The organism is Rhizobium sp. L43 (genome assembly GCF_002531725.1).
Classification (GTDB): domain Bacteria; phylum Pseudomonadota; class Alphaproteobacteria; order Rhizobiales; family Rhizobiaceae; genus Rhizobium.
Genome location: NZ_NWSQ01000016.1, coordinates 116,659 through 134,629 on the forward strand (window position 1 = coordinate 116,659; position 17,971 = coordinate 134,629).

The window sequence follows — 17,971 nt, forward strand, 5'->3', positions numbered from 1 at the left end:
ACCGAGCAGCGGCTTGGAAGGCTTGCGGGGCGGCTTTGTCATGGCGGCAGTTCATCAGCAATGCCTTAAAAAGCAATTCACCCAGATTGATTATTGACTGCGCGCTACAAGCCTTGCCGAAGAGGATAGCGGGCCGCCTCGCCGGTGCGGCGAAACGATCAATAAGAATCATTGCCTCCATCACGCCTTTGCGCTTGAAATGCCGTCATACATTGGACATAGAGCTAACCGCAGAACTCCGGTCCCGGCTTTCTGCCCGTTTCAACCAATAGGACCGATATCATGGCCTTCCTTGCCGATGCTCTTTCCCGTGTGAAGCCTTCAGCCACCATCGCCGTCTCCCAGAAAGCGCGCGAGCTGAAAGCAAAAGGACGTGACGTCATCGGCCTCGGCGCGGGCGAGCCGGATTTCGATACGCCCGAGAATATCAAGAAGGCCGCCATCGACGCGATCAATCGCGGCGAAACGAAGTACACGCCGGTCTCCGGCATTCCTGAGCTGCGCAAGGCGATCGCCGCCAAGTTCAAGCGCGAGAACGGCCTGGAATATTCCTGGGAGCAGACGATCGTCGGCACCGGCGGCAAGCAGATCCTGTTCAACGCCTTCATGGCGACGCTGAACCCGGGCGACGAAGTCGTCATCCCGGCGCCTTACTGGGTGTCTTATCCGGAGATGGTGGCGCTGTGCGGCGGCACGCCGGTTTTCGTTTCGGCCACCCAGGAGCATAACTTCAAGCTCCAGCCCGCCGATCTCGAAAAGGCGATCACGCCGAAGACCAAGTGGTTCATCTTCAACTCGCCGTCCAACCCGACGGGTGCAGCCTATACGCATGCCGAGCTGAAGGCGCTGACCGACGTGCTGGTCAAGCATCCGCATGTCTGGGTGTTGACCGACGATATGTACGAGCACCTGACCTATGGCGACTTCAAGTTCGTCACGCCCGTGGAGGTCGAGCCCAGCCTCTACGACCGGACACTGACGATGAACGGAGTCTCCAAGGCCTATGCGATGACCGGCTGGCGTATCGGCTATGCGGCGGGCCCGCTCCAGCTGATCAAGGCGATGGACATGATCCAGGGGCAGCAGACCTCGGGCGCGACGTCGATCGCCCAGTGGGCGGCTGTCGAAGCACTGAACGGCACCCAGGATTTCATTCCTGCGAATAAGAAGATCTTCGAAGGTCGTCGCGATCTCGTCGTTTCCATGCTGAACCAGGCCAAGGGCATCGTTTGCCCAGTGCCGGAAGGCGCCTTCTACGTTTATCCCTCCTGCAAGGGCCTGATCGGCAAGACGGCTCCCTCGGGCAAGGTCATCGAGACCGACGAGGACTTCGTTTCCGAACTGCTGGAAACCGAAGGTGTTGCCGTCGTCCACGGCTCGGCCTTCGGCCTCGGTCCGAACTTCCGCATCTCCTACGCAACGTCGGAAGATTTGCTCGAAGAGGCTTGCCGCCGCATCCAGCGCTTCTGCGGCGCCTGCAAGTAAGCGGACTGCAATCAGAGCGACCCAGGGCCTGCCGGTGACGGCGGGCCCTTTTGTTGTGCAGTGATGTTGATGATATCGCGGCATCTGGCTACATTTGCATTCATGAAGACCGTCTCGATCAGTGATGCGAAGAACCGCCTGACCGAGCTTGCCCGCGAGGTCGAGAGAGGCGAGACCATTGTCGTGACGCGGAACGGCCGGCCAGTATTCGATCTCGTGCCGCATCAGAAACGCGGCGGTTTGGACTTGGAAGCCGGTCAGGCTTGTCTTCGCTCCAAGGGGATCACCACGGCTGAGATGTACATTGCCGATGACTTCGACGATCCTTTGCCGGAAGATTTTCTTCTGAAGCCGCTGCCGTGACCATGTGCTGCTCGACACGCCTATGGTGATCGCGATTGTCCAGCAGAAAGTGCAGGGGCTCTAAGTTCACGTTCCGATTCAACATGCTGCGCATCTGAATCCGCTTTGCCTCGCAAGTCGTTGAATTCCGATTCAAAACGTGAGGGCGGGTGCCGGCGGGACGGATGGTCTGCGGTTGCGGGCGGACGCCAAACCAACTAGATATCCGGCATCAAGTTCAATTTGCCGCTTCGGGAGCCGGATTTTGCAGCAGAGTGCCGTCATCGTCTGTTCGGATGTCAACATGCTGCCGGCAGCCTGCTGCACTCTGCTTTCCGTCAAGCGCAATCTCGCCAACGCCGGCATAGAGTTCCTGCTTCTCGGCATCGACCTCAAGCCGAACGAGATCGCCGAGGTCGGCAATTTCGCGCGTCCGCACGGCATGACGATCAAGGTGCTGCCTTATGCTACGCCGGAGACGGCGCGGCAGGCGCGAGGCCGCTGGTCCGCCGCGACGCTGGCGCGGCTCTATATGGATCTGCACATTCCCGAGACTGTCGAGCGCCTGCTTTACCTCGATGCCGATGTGCTCGCGGTGGCGCCCGTCGACGAACTCTTTACGAGAGATCTGCAGGGCAAGGCGCTTGCCGCCGTCGACGATTACGTCATGGCTTTCCCCGAGAAATCAGGTGCGCGGCAGCGGAAGATCGGCGTGGGCGAGGGCGGCCGCTACTTCAATGCCGGCGTGCTGCTGTTCGACTGGTCGGCTTGCCGGGCGAGGGGGCTTTTCGCCAGGACGCGGGACATCTTCGAGGAGCGGTCGCATCTGTTCGAGAATAACGACCAGGATGCGTTGAACGTCACTTTCGATCGCGACTGGCTGGTGCTCGATCCGCGCTGGAATACGCAGACGGGCCTGCTGCCTTTCGTCGATCGGCCGGCCATCTTTCATTTTACCGGCCGCAAGAAGCCGTGGCAGGCGACCGTTCCCTGGGTGCACCGGCGGATGGCCGAACGTTATGCCGAGGATCTCCGCAACACGCCCTGGGCCTCCTTCTGCAGGCAGCCGTCAATGACGGGCCGGGTCGCGGGCTTCCTCTCGCATGTGGGAAAGCAGATCGGCGGGCTGACGCGGCTTGCACGGATGCGCGCCTATTTCAACAGCTAGTGAGGCGGGCCGAGCGCATCGTCCTTGGAAAGTGCATGTGAGCCGATATGGAATCAATTCCCAGCGACACGCAAACCATGGCCACCGCCGCAGATGGCGGCCTCAATGTCTTGACGGCGGAGGCTTGGAAGGCGCTGCTGTCGCGCTATTCCCACATCGTGCTGGTGGCAAACAGCGAAGCGGTCGATTTCGAGCGGCTGCGCAGCGAGTTGCCGGAGACGGCGCTCTACGTCTTCTTCAACAATGTCTACAAGGTGCTCGACGAACCCTTTGCCGGCCACGCAGTGCTGGTTGCCCGTAGCGGCGTGATGGGCGCCAATATCGTTCACCGGCGCGAGGTGGGGGATGTGCTGCGCTTTTTTGCCGGCGACGATTTTCTGGGCGTCGTCAACATCCGCGTCTCGCCTGAGGAAAACTTCAGCGAGGAGAGCGGCTTCAAAGGCGCCAAAACCCGCCACCTCGATCTGACGCAAATGCTCGGCGATCTCTATCCGATCGGCAAGATTGCGACGAGCGGCTTTGCGACGGCGCTCTGGCTCGCCGACCTGCAATTGCCGGGCAAGATCCTGCTGGCCGGCTTTTCGGCAAAGAGGAGCGAGAAGTGGAAGGTCTTCGACGTGCACGACTGGACGTTCGAACAGATCTTCCTGCGTCTCTTCGCCAGGATGGGCACGATCTCGATGATGGGCGGTGTCGATGCCAGCCCCTATTCGGCGCTCGCCAAACGGTTTCCGCAGGTGCCGCCGATCGAGATCGCGATGACGGCGGCCGAGGTCCTGTCGGAGCGGCTTCACAATGCGAACAGCCAGATCGACAGGCTGATGTCCGTCACCAAATCCATCCGCGCCATCGAAAATTTCTTCCGGCGCTTCAAGCCGAAAACCCGCAAGGAGCGCTTCCTCGAAAAGTCGAAGGAATGATGATCGCGGGCGGTTGCGCGCCGTCTTCAAAGCCCGAGCGCTGTCAGCATGACGAAGGTGGCAAACAGAATGAAATGCGTCATGCCCTCGATAGCGTTGGTCTCGCCGTCGTTGAGGTTGATCGCCGCGGCGATCAGCGTGATCGCCACCATCACCGTTTGCACCGGCGTCATCGCCATGATGAAGGGCTGGCCGGTATAGAGCGCGATCGCCTCCATGACCGGCACCGTCAGGATGACGGTGGAGAGCGAGGCGCCCATGGCGATGTTGACGGTCGCCTGCATCCGGTTCCTGAGTGCCGCCCTCAAGGCGGTCAGGATCTCCGGCGCGGCCGAAATCGCCGCGATGACGACGGCCGTCACCGCGATCGGCGCGCCGCTGTCGCGCAGGCCTTCTGCCATGAAGGCCGACATGAATTCCGCCAGCAGGCCGATGATGACGACGCCGATGAGAATGGTGGCGATCGAGGTCGCTGTTGACACGCCGGCGCCGTGTTCGTCGTGACTTTCCTTCATCCGCTCGGAGCGTGGATAGCTGTAGCTGAAGAAATAGCTGTGCTGGCCGACCTGCATACGCAGGAAGAGACCATAGAGCGCGATCATCGCGACGATGGTGAAGGCAGAATAATAGTGCCACTTATCGCTCGGCACGAATTCCGGCACGACCATCGAAATGCCCATGGCGGTGAGGATCATTACGCCGTAGGTCTTGCCCGAATTGTCGTTGTAGGGCTGCTCCCCGTGCTTGAGGCCGCCGAGGAGGGCTGCAAGGCCGAGGATGCCGTTGATATCGAGCATCAGGGCCGAATAGATCGTGTCGCGCACGAGTGTGGGAGAGTTTTCGCCGCTCATCATGATGGCGAGAATCATGGCTTCGACGGCGACGGCCGAAAGTGTCAGGATCATCGTGCCGTAGGGATCACCGACCTTGACGGCCAGCAGTTCGGCATGATGGGCAACGCGGATCGAGGCGAGCACGATGGTGCCGACCAGTGCTGCGGTGGCGATGAGCGCCACGCCGCGCCCCATCTCGATGACCGTATGTTCCAGAAGAGTGGCGATCACTGCGACGACGAGTGCAAAGACCAGAAACTTTTCCTCTTCAAGGCGTGACGCGATGCCCAAGTTTCAGCTCCCGTTCCGATTCATGCCTTTTAACTAAGTCGCTGATTTCGGATGGGAAGCACGCGGCGGCACTCTGCTATTTGCAGTCTTCGGCGTTTAATGGAATACTGAACGACATCGGGGCCGGAAAGCAGATCGCGGCGTCCTCGAATTCTCGTCAAGCGGCCGCGATGATCCGGATCCTGTCCGGAAGCGTGCGAATGCGCAATAAAGATGAGGAGACGGATGCATGATCAAGGTGGTCTACGAAGTCGTGCCGCATGACGGCGGTTGGGCATACAGGCTCGGAGGCGTCTATTCCGAGGCATTCCCGACCCATGCCGATGCGCTCGAAGCGGCGCGCATCGTCGCGGCCGAACAGCAGGTCGGCGGCGATTCCGCCGAGATCAGCTGGCAGGACGAAAACGGCAAATGGCATGAGGAATATGCCGAGGGCGGCGACCGGCCCGAAACCGAGGTGGTGGACGGCCAGTGGAAGGGCCGCGCGGCTGAGGCCTCGCAGGGCATCTGACGCGAACCATCGCCCATCAATGCTCGCGCGACGATCGCCATTCATCCCGAACCTGGCTGCCAGCCTTCATTTGAGCGCGGCATAATCGGCCGCCGCTTGCGGCCGCGCGACGAGACAATCCCGGATCCCTCCTCCTTCGATGCGTGCCGTCACCGGTCGGGCCGGATGCTCGGTCATGCGCTCGTGGGGTCAGGCGCTTGTGCAATATCGGTGGTAGTCTTGGAGCCCTTTGACCAGCGCGTCGAAGGTAGCGCGGCAGCGCGGCGAAGTCTTCAGGCTTTCATGCATCGCCACCCATGTGCCGAGCGGGATCTCGAATGCGTCGGGCAGGATGTGAAGCAGGTCGGGATTTTCCCGGGCGAGCCCGGTCTGGCAGATGCCGATGCCGACGCCGGCGCGGATCGCCGAAAGCTGGGCAAGATTGCTGTCGCTCCTGTAGGAGAATTTGATGCCCTCAGGCGCCGGATAGCGTTTCATCACCATGCGGACATAGGCCGTCTGCCGATCGAAGCCGATGAGCCGGTGGTTTGCGAGATCTGCGATGGTTTCGGGGATGCCGTGCCGTTCGAGATAGCGGCGATGGGCGTGGAAACCGAGCGGGATATCGCCGATGCGGCGCACGATGAGCGCATCCTGATGCGGCTCGGCCATGCGCACGGCGATATCGGCCTCCCGGTTCACCAGATCCTCGATCGTATCCGATGCCGAGAGCTCGATCTGGAGTTCGGGATAGGTCTCCTGTAACGGTCCGAGAATCCCCGGGAGTACTTCGACGGCGATGACCTCGCTGGCGCTGACCCTGACGGTTCCGGCCACGCGCTGGCGCTGGCCGGATGCGGTGCGCAAAAGCGCGGCGGCGGTTGCCGCCAACGTTTCTGCGTAGGGCTTCAGTGCCAGTGCGGCGTCGGTCGGCAACAGGCCGTTCGGTGATCGGATGAAGAGCTCGGCGCCGACCGCCAGTTCCAGGGCATCGACATGGCGGCCGATGGTCGGCTGGGTCAGCCCCAGTTCACGGGCGGCGGCCGAAAGCGACCCTTGCTGGAGCACGGTTAGAAAACTGCGGTAGAAATCCCAGTTCGGTTCAGTGCTCATATATTTTTGTATAATAGATGCATGTATTTTGTCAATTTCGTTTACATCCTTCCGAGGGCATACTCATCTCATTCGATCGAAGGAGATGATTGTCATGAGCAGAGACATGAAGACGACAGTGCTGGTCCTTGGGGCAACGGGCGGTATCGGCGGCGCGGTTGCCCGCAAGCTGCTGGCGCGCGGCTGGTGCATCCGGGCGCTCAACCGTGATGCCGCCAAGGCCTCGAGGAGCGAGCCGGCCTTCGACTGGGTGCAGGGCGATGCGATGAATGCCGGCGACGTGCTGAGAGCGGCCGAAGGTGTCGGCCTGATCGTTCACGCCGTCAATCCGCCCGGCTACCGCGACTGGGAAACGCTGGTGCTGCCGATGCTCGACAATACCATCGCCGCTGCCCGCGCCGTCGGTGCGCGCATTGTGCTGCCGGGCAACGTCTATAATTTCGGTCCCGATGCCCTGCCGGCGCCAACGGAAGAAAGTCCGCAGCATCCGCTGACGAAGAAGGGCGCGATCCGCGTCGAGATGGAGAAGCGGCTGGAGGCGGCGTCGCAGGCCGGTGCCAGCGCCATCATCGTCAGGGCCGGAGATTTCTTCGGTCCGGGCGCGACTGGTAACAGCTGGTTCTCATCGGGTCTCGTCACGCCGGGCAAGCCGCTCGGTACGATCAAGAGTCCGGGGCAGCGCGGCGTCGGCCATCAGTGGACCTATCTGCCCGATATGGCGGAAACCATTGCTCGGTTGATCGACCGGGCCGATCGGCTGCCGCCCTTTGCCGTCTATCATATGGATGGTTTCTGGGATGCGGATGGCATGCAGATGGCCGAAACGATCAAGCGCGTTGCCGGCGGCAAGGCGAAGATCGGCCGTTTTCCCTGGTGGATCGTACCGCTCGCAGCCCCCTTTATTCCGATGATGCGCGAGATCAACGAGATGCGTTATCTCTGGAAGATGCCGCTGCGGATGCGAAACGACAAGCTGGTTGCCGAACTCGGCAAGGAACCGCAGACGCCGATCGACGAGGCGGTCAGGGCTTCGCTCGCGGCGCTCGGCTGCCTGCCCGAACCGCATCGCGACGTGGCCGCTGCCTTTATCGGGCATTCGCCTGAGAATGCGGGTTAGGTCTGCAACTCTGCCAGCGCGATCCGGGCGACCGTCAGGGCTTTTTCTGCCTGCTCGACATTGGGATCACCGAGGAACCAGGCGGCGGAAAGGCCGGAATAGGCGGCGATCCATCGCAGCAGCCGCTTCGGCTCGAGCCGGGCCTCGGCAGAGACGATGGCGAGCTGGCGGCGGAAACGGACGGGGTCGGTGATAACAGGCAATTCCTCGTTGGCGAAGATGTTGGCGAAATCGAAGCCGCGCTCGCCGTGGAGCCGCTTCGGATCGATCGCCAGCCAGCCGCGCGCTTCGAAATCGAGGATATTTTCGTGATGGATATCGCCGTGGAGGACGGCGAGGTCGCGCGGATCGGCAAGCAGGGCATTGGCGATCGCCGAGCAATCGGCAAGCGTGCCGCCATGTTTGCCGGCGGCCGGTTCGAGATCGCGGAACCAGCGACTGAGGGGAATGGGATCGGGAATCGGCTTTGCGCGCGGCGCATGCAGCCGTGCCGCGGTGCGGCAGAGAATGCGGCTTGCTTCGTCATCCTCGCCGTCCATCGCCATGGCAAGCAGCGAGCGTTTGCCGGTTGCCCGTTCCAGCAATACGGCGTCGCCTTCGTGGGCATAGACATGCACTGCGCCGTCGCCGTTCCACCATTACATCAGCAGCGCGCCATATCGTTCGTCGATATCGGTGGCGACCTTCAACATGGCGGGCCTCTCCTGCCAGCGGACCGGCAACAGGCGGCTCGAATGGGTGATGATGGGGTCGCCGTCTGATATGAGCGACCAGCGATCGAGATAGGGAGCGAACATGGCGTCCTACATAGGGATCCCGAATGCAGAAATCCCACCCTTCGGCGGGATTTTGCGGTTTGTTGAGAGGCCTTTACTCCTCATTCGGCGTCATCCTCGGCCTTGTGCCGAGGATCTGCTGCACGGGCGGCAGATGCTCGGGACAAGCCCGAGCATGACGGAAGAGGAGTTGGCCGACTTTGCCAGCAATCTGGGAAATCCCGCCACAAAGCGGGATTTCGTCGTTTGTACCGAAAGACTCAGGCGACTTTTTCAAGTGCGGGATAGTCGATATAGCCCTGGGCGGTGCCGCCGTAGAAGGTCGACTGGTCGGGCGTGTTGAGCGGCAGGTTCTTCGCCAGCCGTTCGACGAGATCCGGATTGGCGATGAAGGGCTTGCCGAAGGCGACGAGATCGGCGTGGCCGCTTTCGGCGGCATCGATCGCCAGATCGCGGTCATAGCCGTTGTTGACCATCCAATTGGCCTTGCCGCCGGCCTTTTCATAGGCCTGGCGCAGCGCCTTATAGTCGAAGGAGGGGTTGTCGCCCTGCTTGTAGTCCCGGTCGCCGCCGGTCTGGCCTTCGACGATGTGGATATAGGCAAGGTCGTATATGGCCAACCTATCGACGACGTAGGTGAAGGTCGCCTGCGGGTTGGAATCGTAGCTATCGTTCGACGGCGTGACCGGCGAAATGCGGATTGCGGTGCGGCCGGCGCCGATTTCCTTCACCACGGCATCGACGACCTCGAAGGTCAGGCGAGCCCGGTTTTCGATCGAGCCGCCATAGCGGTCGGTTCGGTCGTTGATGCCGTCGCGCATGAACTGGTCGAGGAGGTAGCCGTTGGCGCCGTGGATTTCGACGCCGTCGAAACCGGCATCGATCGCTGCGCGGGCGGCCTTGCGGTAATCCTCGATGATGCCAGGAATTTCAGCCGTTTCGAGTGCGCGCGGCTCGGAGGTATCGGCAAAGCTGCCGCTGCCGTCGGCATTGACCAGGTAGGTCTTGGACTTGGCGGTACGGTTGGTCGAGGAGACCGGCTTGCCGCCGTCCGGCTGCAGCGTCATGTGCGAGATACGGCCGACATGCCACATTTGAACGACGATCTTGCCGCCGGCGGCGTGGACGGCATCGGTGACGCGCTTCCAGCCGTCGAGCGCTTCCTTGGTGTAGAGGCCAGGCACGTTGGCATAGCCTTGGCCCTGATGGGTGATCGGGGTCGCCTCGGTGATGATCAGGCCTGCCGTGGCGCGCTGGCGGTAATATTCGACGTTGAGGTCGTTCGGAATCGCGCCCGGCGAACGGTTGCGTGTGAGCGGCGCCATGACGATGCGGTTCTTGACTGCGATGTCGCCGACCTTGGTGGGTTCGAAAAGCTTGGCCATGATGGTCCTTTCTTTTGCGGGAGGATCACTCGGCGGGGGCGAGGGCGGCCCGGCCCCGGGCGGAGAGATAGGTGAGCGTTGTCGCACCGAGACCGATCAAGGCCATCAGGGCTGCGGCGAGCGGAACGCGGGTGAGATCGAAGCCGGCGTCGATTACCAGGCCGCCCACCCAGGCGCCGAGCGCATTGCCGGTGTTGAAGGCGCCGATATTGATGGTTGAAACCAGATTGGGCGCGTCCTTGCCGAAGCCGACGACGCCGACCTGAAGCGCCGGCACCGCGGCAAAACTTGCCAATGCCCAGAGGAAGAGGGTGATTTCAGCCGGGATGAAGAAGCGGCTCGTATAGCTGAAGGCGATCGAGGTGATGGCGATCGCGACGAAGACGCCGGCAAGTGTGACGCCGAGCCGCCAATCGGCAAGCTTGCCGCCGACGAGATTGCCGACGGTCAACCCGAGGCCGATCAGGAACAGCGTCCAGGTGACGCCTTCCGGCGAAACGCCGGTGACATCACGCAAGAGCGGTGCGATATAGGTGAAGAGGGCGAACATCGAGGCGGCGAAGAAGACGGTGGTGGAAAGCGCCAGCCACAGGCCGCCATTCCTCAGTGCTGCGATCTCGCGCAGGATGCTGCCGTTTTCCTGCTGCCTATCCCTGGGCAGGATGGCGATCAGGCCTGCTATGGTGACGATGCCGATGACGGTGACGACGCCGAAGGTGGCGCGCCAGCCATAGGCCTGGCCGATCGCGGTGCCGATCGGCACGCCGAGAACATTGGCAAGCGTCAGGCCGGTGAACATCAGCGCCACGGCGCGGGCCTTACGGTCTTCGGCGACGAGGCCGGCGGCGACGACCGAGCCGATGCCGAAGAAGGCGCCGTGGCAAAGTGCGGTCACGATGCGGGCGATCATCAGGACCCAGTAGTCGCTCGCCAGAGCGCACAGCAGGTTGCCGGCGATGAAGAAGGCCATCAGCGCAATCAGGGCGGTGCGGCGCTTCAGCTTCGCCGTCGAAACAGCCATCACGGGGGCGCCGATCGCAACCGCCAGCGCATAACCGGTGACCAGCCACCCGGCCTGCGGGATGCTGACAGAGAGATCGGCGGCGACTTCGGGCAACAGACCCATGATGACGAATTCGGTGGTGCCTATCGCAAACGAGCTCAAGGCGAGAACGAGGAGGGCGAGGGGCATTCTAAAGATCCTGCGTCAGTTGCTTCAGGAAGGCGGCAATCGTTTCTTCGTTGCGCTTGTAGAAGATCCACTGGCCGACGCGTTTGGTGGTGACGAGGCCGGCGCGATGCAGGGTTCCCAAATGAGCCGAGACCGTCGATTGCGACAGGCCGCAGCGCTCGAACTGGCTGGCGCAGACGCCCATTTCGAAAGGATGCTCCTGCGACGGGAAATGTTGCTCTGGATTTTTCAGCCAGCTCAGAATGTCCATCCGGGTGGGGTGGCCGAGTGCCTTGATAATCTCGTCTTTGTCCATCGTGGTTCGCCGAACTATAAATCGTGTTTGATCGATATATCGATCGTCAGACTTCGGTATGCAAATCACGGAGGCGTGAGGCGGCGAATTTTATCGAGTGAGCAAAATTTGGGCAAAAAAAAGGGCCACCGGAAAACCAGGGCCCTTGTAATTGTGAAGGTCAAAAACCTCCAGAGGGGAACAGCTAATGCGGTGGTACTGGGAGAGAAACCACAAGATGCATCAGCTGAGAGAGATATGGTGCTTCCCCAGGCAGGTTTCAATGCTTTTTTGTGCATGTCTGCTATGCGCCGCACAATTTTTTTGCGGTGCGGTATTTTCCTGAGGGAGCAAGGCAAAAAAAGAGGGCCACTGGAAAACCAGGGCCCTTATAAGTGTGAAGGTCAAAAACCTCCAGAGGGGAACAGCTAATGCGGTGGAACTGGGAGGAAAAGCCACCATGTGCATCAGCTATGTGCGATATGGTGGTTTATTGGGCAAACGGCAACCCTTATTTGCGCATGCCAGTCATGCGCCTTCTGCATAGTATGCAAAACGTCGACAAAACCGGCTTAAAAGTTCCAGTTTCTGGCCTTGCTGACGATGAAATCACGGAAGGCCTTCAGCTTAGCGGCATTCTTGATCTCGTCGGGATAGCAGAAATAGGTATCGAAGGAGGGAACGTCGGCATTGATCGCCAGCTGAATCAGCCCGGGGTCGCGGCCGACGATATAATCCGGCAGGCAGGCGACGCCGATTCCGAGCAGGGCGGCGCGCTTGATCGAGGTCTGGCTGTTGATCTGCAGATGCGGAATACGCTTGTTGTCGGACGAGCGGCCGGCGACCTCGAGCCAGTTGACGTCGAGCAGATAGCTTGGCGCGGGCTCGCCGAAGGTAATGATGCGGTGATTGTCGAGATCCTCGATCTTCTGCGGCTCGCCATGGCGGTTGATGTAGGAGGGAGCGGCATAGACGTGCATGTGCACGGTAAAGAGCTTGCGCTGGATGAGGTCGGACTGTTGCGGCTGGCGCAGGCGGATGGCGCAGTCGGCATGGCGCATGTTTACATCCACTTCCTCGTTGTCGAGGATCAGCTGGATCTGCACATCGGGATAAAGCTGCAGGAATTCCTGGATTTTGTCGGTCAGCCAGCCCTGGCCGAGGCCGACCGTCGTGGTGACGCGCAGCTTGCCGGACGGCGTCTCATTCGTCTCGGTGAGCTGCATCTTCACGGTTTCGAGCTTCAGCAGCACGTCATGGGCGGTGCGGTAAAGCAGCTCGCCCTGTTCCGTCAGAATCAGGCCGCGCGCATGGCGATGAAACAGCTTGGTGCCGACATCCTGCTCCAGCGCGCTGACCTGGCGGCTGATGGCGGATTGGGACAGATGCAGTTTATCCGCCGCATGCGTGAACGAACCCGCCTCGGCAGCTGCGTGAAAAATACGCAGCTTGTCCCAATCCAATGGCATTCCCCCACCCCTCATGCCGATCTTACTCCGCTGCCACGGCGACGGGCATGTGGCCCGTCAGATATCGCTCGGCTTCAAGTGCCGCCATGCATCCCAGGCCGGCGGCAGTAATCGCCTGGCGGAACGTATCATCGGTCACGTCGCCCGCGGCATAGACCCCCTCCAGGCTGGTCGCGGTCGAATCCGGTGCGGTCCAGAGATAGCCGTTGTCCTTCAGTTTCAGTTTGTCCTTGAAAAGCTCGGTGGCCGGCGCATGGCCGATGGCGACGAAGACGCCGTCGATCGGCATCTCGGTGATCGCCCCGGTTCTGACGTCGCGCAGGCGGGCGCCGGAGACGGATTGCGGCATCGGCGGCTTGGCCGGCGTGCCGGTGATTTCGGCGACTTCGGTGTTCCACACCACCTTGACGTTGTCCCTGGCGAACAAACGTTCCTGCAGGATCTTCTCAGCCCGGAAGAAATCGCGGCGATGCACCAGTGTCACCGACTTGGCGATGTTGGAGAGATAGAGGGCTTCCTCGACGGCGCTGTTGCCACCGCCGACCACGATCACATCCTTGTTGCGATAGAAGAAACCGTCGCAGGTGGCGCAAGCCGAAACACCAAAACCCTGGAAATGCTGCTCGCTCTCGATACCGAGCCACTTGGCCTTGGCGCCGGTGGCGATGATCAGCGTATCGGCGGTCCAGACCTGGCCGCTGTCGGTGCGGGCGACGAAAGGACGCTGGTTCATGTCGACTTCGGTCACGACGTCGTTAACGATCTCGGCGCCCACATGTTTTGCCTGCTGCAGCATCTGTTCCATCAGCCAGGGACCCTGGATCGGATCGGCAAAGCCCGGATAATTCTCGACATCGGTGGTGATCATCAACTGGCCGCCCTGTTCGAGACCGGCGATCAGAACCGGTTTCAGCATGGCGCGCGCGGCATAGACCGCGGCAGTATAGCCTGCAGGTCCGGAACCGATGATGAGCACCTTGGTATGGCGGGCGGGCATGTCATTTCCTTTCGACTGGGCAGGAGGCGGCGGCTAGATGGCGATTGCGGCCGTTTCGCGGTCCATGCGCCATTTATGAACGTCCAATGCTTTTATTCAAGGGCAGCCTTGCGTTACCAACAAGCCAAATCGCCCGGATGTGCAAGAATCCGTCATCGGCGTGAAACATTCTTGCGTATTCCGCCGCTTTATATAGAAGCTCCCCGCGGAGAATTAAAGAAAGGCCATGATGTGGGTCGCGCCGAGCTCGACGTCATCGACATAAAGATACTCCGGGAATTGCAGGCCGACGGCCGCATGACCAATGTGGAGCTCGCCGATCGCGTCGGCATCTCGGCGCCGCCCTGCCTGCGCCGGGTGCGCAAGCTCGAGGAAGCCGGCATCATCGAGGGCTACCATGCGATGCTGAACAGCCCGAGGCTCGGCTTCGATCTGGTTGCTTTCTGCATGGTCGGCCTCAAGCACCAGTCGGAAGGCAATCTCAAGGCGTTTGCCGCGGCGACTGCCGAATGGCCGCTGGTGCGCCAGGCCTGGATGGTCTCCGGCGACAGTGATTTCCTGCTGCATTGCGTGGCTGAAAATCTCACCCACTTCCAGGATTTCGTCATCGAAGTGCTGACGGCGAACGAGCATGTCGATACCGTGCGCACCATGCTGACGATCCGGCAGGTGAAGAAGCTCGGACTTGTAGAAGTCTGAGACAGCCTATTTGCGCACGGCATAACCGCCGCGGTTGATGCCGTGGCGCTGCAGCTTGTCGTAAAACGTCTTTCTCGGAATGCCAAGCGCCTCGATGGTGCGGCGCACGTCACCGTCATTGGCCGCGAGCGCATCGCGGATGATCTCCGCCTCGTAGCGTTCCAGCCGTTCGGGCAGCGTGCCGCCCGTCGGCTGCGGGGGCACTGATGCCGCTCCACCGCCTTCCACGCCCAGCACCACGCGTTCGGCATAGTGGGAGAGCTCACGGACATTGCCCGGCCATACATGGGTGGCGAGATGACGGCGAACATTCTCTGAGAGTTGGGGGACATCGCGGCGAAAACGCTCGGCGGCGCGGGCGGCAAAGTGAGAGAACAGCAGCGGAATATCGTCGCGCCGTTCTCGCAGCGGCGGAATGGAGATCGTCACCACATTCAGCCTGTAATAGAGATCCTCGCGAAAATCCCCGCGCAGATCGGGATCCCCGAGGTCGATCTTGGCGGCGGCGACGACGCGAAGATCGACCGGGCGCACCTCGTTGGTGCCGAGCGGGGTGATCTCGCGCATCTCCAGCACTCTCAACATCTTGACCTGGGTGGCGACCGGCATGCTTTCGATCTCGTCGAGGAAAAGCGTGCCGCCGCTTGCATGTTCGATGCGGCCGGTGCGGCGCTTCTGGGCGCCGGTAAAGGCGCCCGCCTCATGGCCGAACAGCTCGCTTTCAATGACGGTTTCGGGGAGCGCCCCGCAGTTCAGCGCCACGAAATTGCCCTTCCGGCGGTGGCTCCACTGATGCAGGATCTGAGCGACCACTTCCTTGCCGCTGCCGGTTTCGCCGGCGACGAGGACGTCGACATCGGTATCGGCGATGTGGCGAAGGATGTTTCTCAGGTTTTCCATCACCGGCGTCTGGCCGATCAGCGGCGAATTTTCCTGCGCATCTTCGGCCGCCTTGCGCAGCATGCGGTTTTCCAGGACAAGCCGGCGCTTCTCGCCGGCGCGACGCACACTTTGGACGAGCCGATCGGCCGCAAAGGGTTTGGCGATGAAATCATAGGCGCCGTCCTGGATCGCCTGAACGGCCATCGGAATATCGCCGTGGCCGGTCATCAGGATCACCGGCAGGTCGGCGTCAATGCCCTGCAGCGTGGCGAAGAGCTGCAGCCCGTCGATCTCAGGCATGCGGATATCGGTGATGACGGGGCCGCCAAAGTCCGCCGGCAGGTCGGCCAGCGCGGCCTTCGCGCCGTCATAGGCTGAAACGGAAAATCCGGCGAGTTCGAGCGTCTGGGCGGTGGCGCGGCGCAAATCCCTATCGTCGTCGATCAGCGCAACGGGCATCGGTGCGGCCATGATCTCAAGCCTTCCTCAGATGAACCATGAAGCGGGTTCCGCTGTCATCGCTCTCGACCTCCATCCGGCCGCCGTAATCGCCGACGATATCCTTGGCGATGACCAATCCCAGGCCGAGACCGCTTTCCTTCGAGGTGTTGAACGGTGTGAACAGGCCTTTGCGGATCTCGGGCGAAATGCCGGGGCCGTTGTCGGCGACCGTCACCGTGACCATGCCTGAAACGGCGGATGTCCTGATCTCGACGCGCCCCTCTTCGGCTTTCGGCGCCACCGCCTCCAGGGCGTTCTGAAGCAGGTTGATAAGCACCTGCTCGAGACGGATCCGGTTTCCCATGACCTGCAGCTCGGCAGGCGGCAAGTCGATGTCGAGCGTATCCATGCGGCCGGCAAATCGGCTGCGCAGCAGCAGCACTGCACCTTCGATGACGTCCTTCAATCCCGTCGGTTCGGCGTTGCCGCGGCCCTTGCGGGCAAAGGTCTTCAGCTCCTCGGTGATCGAGCCTATGCGCTCCGTCAGCGCCGCGATGCTTTCGAGATTTTCACCGGCGGGCGTCGTCTGGCCGCGATCGAGGAAGGTGCGGGCGTTATCCGCATAGGCGCGGATGGTTGCCACCGGCTGATTGATCTCATGGGCGACGCCGGCCGCCACCTGACCGAGAATGGCCAGGCGGTTCGCCTGCACCAGATCCTGCTGCACCGCCTGCAGCTTCTGCTCCGTGCTCCTGTGGCCGGTGATTTCAGCCTGCAACCGGTCGCGCGCCTGGCTGAGATCGAGAGTCCGCTCGACTACCCGCCGTTCCAGTTCCTCCCGCGCCTGCTGTTCCCTGAAAATCTTGAGGGTGACCGTCTGGCGGCGGCGCAACAGGAAGGCTGCGCCTGACAGCAGCGGCAGGAGCATAAGCAATGCCAGCATCCGGGCTTCGCGAATGCCCGCATCCACCGACGGCCCCAGCGCCACCAGATGCTGCAAATGCCATGCTGTGGCGGGAACCGGCATTCCGACATCGAGAAAGCTAGTTTTTCCGGCGCCGCCCGGCATGACGATCTCGACGACGTCGAGCCTGTCGCCAAGGCTTCGGACCGTATCGAGCGGCAGCGGTTGAAGCGGCGCATCGCCGAATTGCAGGCTTTCGCGGATCGCCGTCAATCGATCGTCGGCGATCCGGTCGATCGTCATGAACCGCCAGGAGGGAATGCTGGTGATGAGGACGATGCCGCGATCGTCGATCACGTAGGACGGCGCGTCCGAGGCTTTCCAATCCGCCTCGACGTCGTCGAATTCCACCTTGACCACGACGACGCCGAGCAGCCCGCTGCTGCCGTTGATCCGCTCGGATATATAGAGGCCGGGTTTCTTGCTGACGGTGCCGAGCGCGAAGTGCTCGGCCTGTCCCAGCGCGACCGCCCCCTGAAAATATTCCCGGAAGCGATAGTCATTGCCGACGAAGCTCGTCGGTTCGCGCCAGTTGCTGGCCGAAACCGCCATGCCGTCCTTGTCGATGACATAAATGACGGCAGCCTTCGTGCCCGCCGCCAGCATTTCCAGCTTCTGGCTGAGCCGCTCGAACGTGCCGGCTTCGTTTCCCGTCAGCGCCGAGGCGAGTGCTGCGTCTTGCGACAGCACGAAGGGAAGCGCCCGGTATTTTTCGAGAACCGTGCGCAGCAAAGCCGCATTCAGCCTCGCATCCATGCGGGCCTGTTCTTCGAGGGCCGCCTCGGCCTGGCGCCGTCCAATCTCGCCGCTTGCCCACAGACTTGCAGCGACGGCAAGAAGCGCGATCACCGCATAGGCCCACCACATCCGGCGGATGCGGTGCTGCAAAGGCAACGAAGACCACGGCGGCGACAGGGACAAAGACATAGAGGATTTGTGCATTTTTCCGCACGAGACGCAATTGTATTTGTGTGGGTTTCCGCATTTCTGAATGCGTCGCCAATGGCTCTGGAAATAATTAAATCATAAAATCAATGATTTAATTTGATGGGTTAAAACTGGCACGGTGATTGCGAATGAGATGGCAACAACGGCTGAGCTGTTGGACTTGAAGCGAACGGCTCGGGAGGCCG

The 17,971-nt window shown here is 61.5% G+C and carries 16 protein-coding genes and 1 pseudogene; 7 read left to right on the forward strand and 10 right to left on the reverse strand.

What is annotated here, in order from left to right:
- Positions 1-282 precede the first annotated feature (282 nt).
- From CO667_RS21585 to CO667_RS21600, 4 genes are all read left to right on the forward strand, one after another.
- Complete coding sequence (locus CO667_RS21585; protein ID WP_097620298.1) at positions 283-1,485, forward strand: pyridoxal phosphate-dependent aminotransferase; 1,203 nt, start codon at positions 283-285, stop codon at positions 1,483-1,485.
- Positions 1,486-1,587: 102 nt separating this feature from the next.
- A complete protein-coding gene (locus CO667_RS21590; protein ID WP_097620369.1) occupies positions 1,588-1,848 on the forward strand; it encodes a type II toxin-antitoxin system prevent-host-death family antitoxin in 261 nt (86 codons plus the stop codon).
- A 244-nt stretch (positions 1,849-2,092) separates the two neighbouring features.
- Positions 2,093-2,995 carry a glycosyltransferase family 8 protein gene (locus tag CO667_RS21595; RefSeq protein WP_097620299.1) on the forward strand — a complete coding sequence of 301 codons (903 nt, stop codon included), beginning with the start codon at positions 2,093-2,095 and terminating at the stop codon, positions 2,993-2,995.
- A 47-nt stretch (positions 2,996-3,042) separates the two neighbouring features.
- Positions 3,043-3,915, forward strand: coding sequence for a 3-deoxy-manno-octulosonate cytidylyltransferase (locus CO667_RS21600; RefSeq protein ID WP_097620300.1), 873 nt, complete (start codon positions 3,043-3,045; stop codon positions 3,913-3,915).
- A 26-nt stretch (positions 3,916-3,941) separates the two neighbouring features.
- Here the strand turns inward: CO667_RS21600 and CO667_RS21605 are convergent, their stop codons facing one another.
- Positions 3,942-5,039, reverse strand: coding sequence for a calcium:proton antiporter (locus CO667_RS21605; RefSeq protein ID WP_097620301.1), 1,098 nt, complete (start codon positions 5,037-5,039; stop codon positions 3,942-3,944).
- Between the two features lie 229 nt (positions 5,040-5,268).
- Here CO667_RS21605 and CO667_RS21610 point away from each other — a divergent pair, with 229 nt between their 5' ends.
- Positions 5,269-5,550 carry a DUF2188 domain-containing protein gene (locus tag CO667_RS21610; RefSeq protein ID WP_097620302.1) on the forward strand — a complete coding sequence of 94 codons (282 nt, stop codon included), beginning with the start codon at positions 5,269-5,271 and terminating at the stop codon, positions 5,548-5,550.
- Positions 5,551-5,739: 189 nt separating this feature from the next.
- Here CO667_RS21610 and CO667_RS21615 read toward each other — a convergent pair whose 3' ends face one another.
- Complete coding sequence (locus CO667_RS21615) at positions 5,740-6,642, reverse strand: LysR family transcriptional regulator (RefSeq protein WP_097620303.1); 903 nt, start codon at positions 6,640-6,642, stop codon at positions 5,740-5,742.
- A 94-nt stretch (positions 6,643-6,736) separates the two neighbouring features.
- Here CO667_RS21615 and CO667_RS21620 point away from each other — a divergent pair, with 94 nt between their 5' ends.
- A complete protein-coding gene (locus CO667_RS21620; protein ID WP_097620304.1) occupies positions 6,737-7,759 on the forward strand; it encodes an NAD-dependent epimerase/dehydratase family protein in 1,023 nt (340 codons plus the stop codon).
- Here CO667_RS21620 and CO667_RS21625 read toward each other — a convergent pair.
- The 6 genes and pseudogenes from CO667_RS21625 to trxB all read right to left on the reverse strand — a co-directional run bounded on the left by CO667_RS21625 (position 7,756) and on the right by trxB (position 13,852).
- Positions 7,756-8,556 (reverse strand): annotated as a pseudogene (locus CO667_RS21625) (aminoglycoside phosphotransferase family protein). The gene CO667_RS21620 and the pseudogene CO667_RS21625 overlap by 4 nt on opposite strands.
- Before the next feature lie 239 nt (positions 8,557-8,795).
- Positions 8,796-9,920 carry an alkene reductase gene (locus CO667_RS21630; RefSeq protein WP_097620305.1) on the reverse strand — a complete coding sequence of 375 codons (1,125 nt, stop codon included), beginning with the start codon at positions 9,918-9,920 and terminating at the stop codon, positions 8,796-8,798.
- Positions 9,921-9,945: 25 nt separating this feature from the next.
- Positions 9,946-11,112 (reverse strand): MFS transporter, encoded by a 1,167-nt coding sequence (locus CO667_RS21635; protein WP_097620306.1) that lies wholly within the window; start codon positions 11,110-11,112, stop codon positions 9,946-9,948.
- Position 11,113: 1 nt separating this feature from the next.
- Positions 11,114-11,407 carry a metalloregulator ArsR/SmtB family transcription factor gene (locus CO667_RS21640; protein ID WP_097620307.1) on the reverse strand — a complete coding sequence of 98 codons (294 nt, stop codon included), beginning with the start codon at positions 11,405-11,407 and terminating at the stop codon, positions 11,114-11,116.
- A gap of 551 nt (positions 11,408-11,958) precedes the next feature.
- Positions 11,959-12,855, reverse strand: a complete 897-nt coding sequence (locus CO667_RS21645) for a LysR family transcriptional regulator VtlR (protein WP_003593139.1) — start codon at positions 12,853-12,855, stop codon at positions 11,959-11,961.
- A gap of 22 nt (positions 12,856-12,877) precedes the next feature.
- Positions 12,878-13,852 carry a thioredoxin-disulfide reductase gene (trxB, locus tag CO667_RS21650; RefSeq protein WP_097620308.1) on the reverse strand — a complete coding sequence of 325 codons (975 nt, stop codon included), beginning with the start codon at positions 13,850-13,852 and terminating at the stop codon, positions 12,878-12,880.
- 231 nt (positions 13,853-14,083) lie between these two features.
- On the opposite strand from trxB, the gene CO667_RS21655 reads away from it, so the two are divergent.
- Positions 14,084-14,551: an Lrp/AsnC family transcriptional regulator gene (locus CO667_RS21655; RefSeq protein WP_049736233.1), complete on the forward strand. Its 468-nt coding sequence runs from the start codon at positions 14,084-14,086 to the stop codon at positions 14,549-14,551.
- A 6-nt stretch (positions 14,552-14,557) separates the two neighbouring features.
- Here the strand turns inward: CO667_RS21655 and CO667_RS21660 are convergent, their stop codons facing one another.
- Both CO667_RS21660 and CO667_RS21665 read right to left on the reverse strand, forming a co-directional pair.
- Positions 14,558-15,904, reverse strand: a complete 1,347-nt coding sequence (locus CO667_RS21660) for a sigma-54 dependent transcriptional regulator (RefSeq protein WP_097620309.1) — start codon at positions 15,902-15,904, stop codon at positions 14,558-14,560.
- 4 nt (positions 15,905-15,908) lie between these two features.
- Positions 15,909-17,780, reverse strand: a complete 1,872-nt coding sequence (locus CO667_RS21665; RefSeq protein WP_097620310.1) for an ATP-binding protein — start codon at positions 17,778-17,780, stop codon at positions 15,909-15,911.
- Positions 17,781-17,971: the final 191 nt, after the last annotated feature.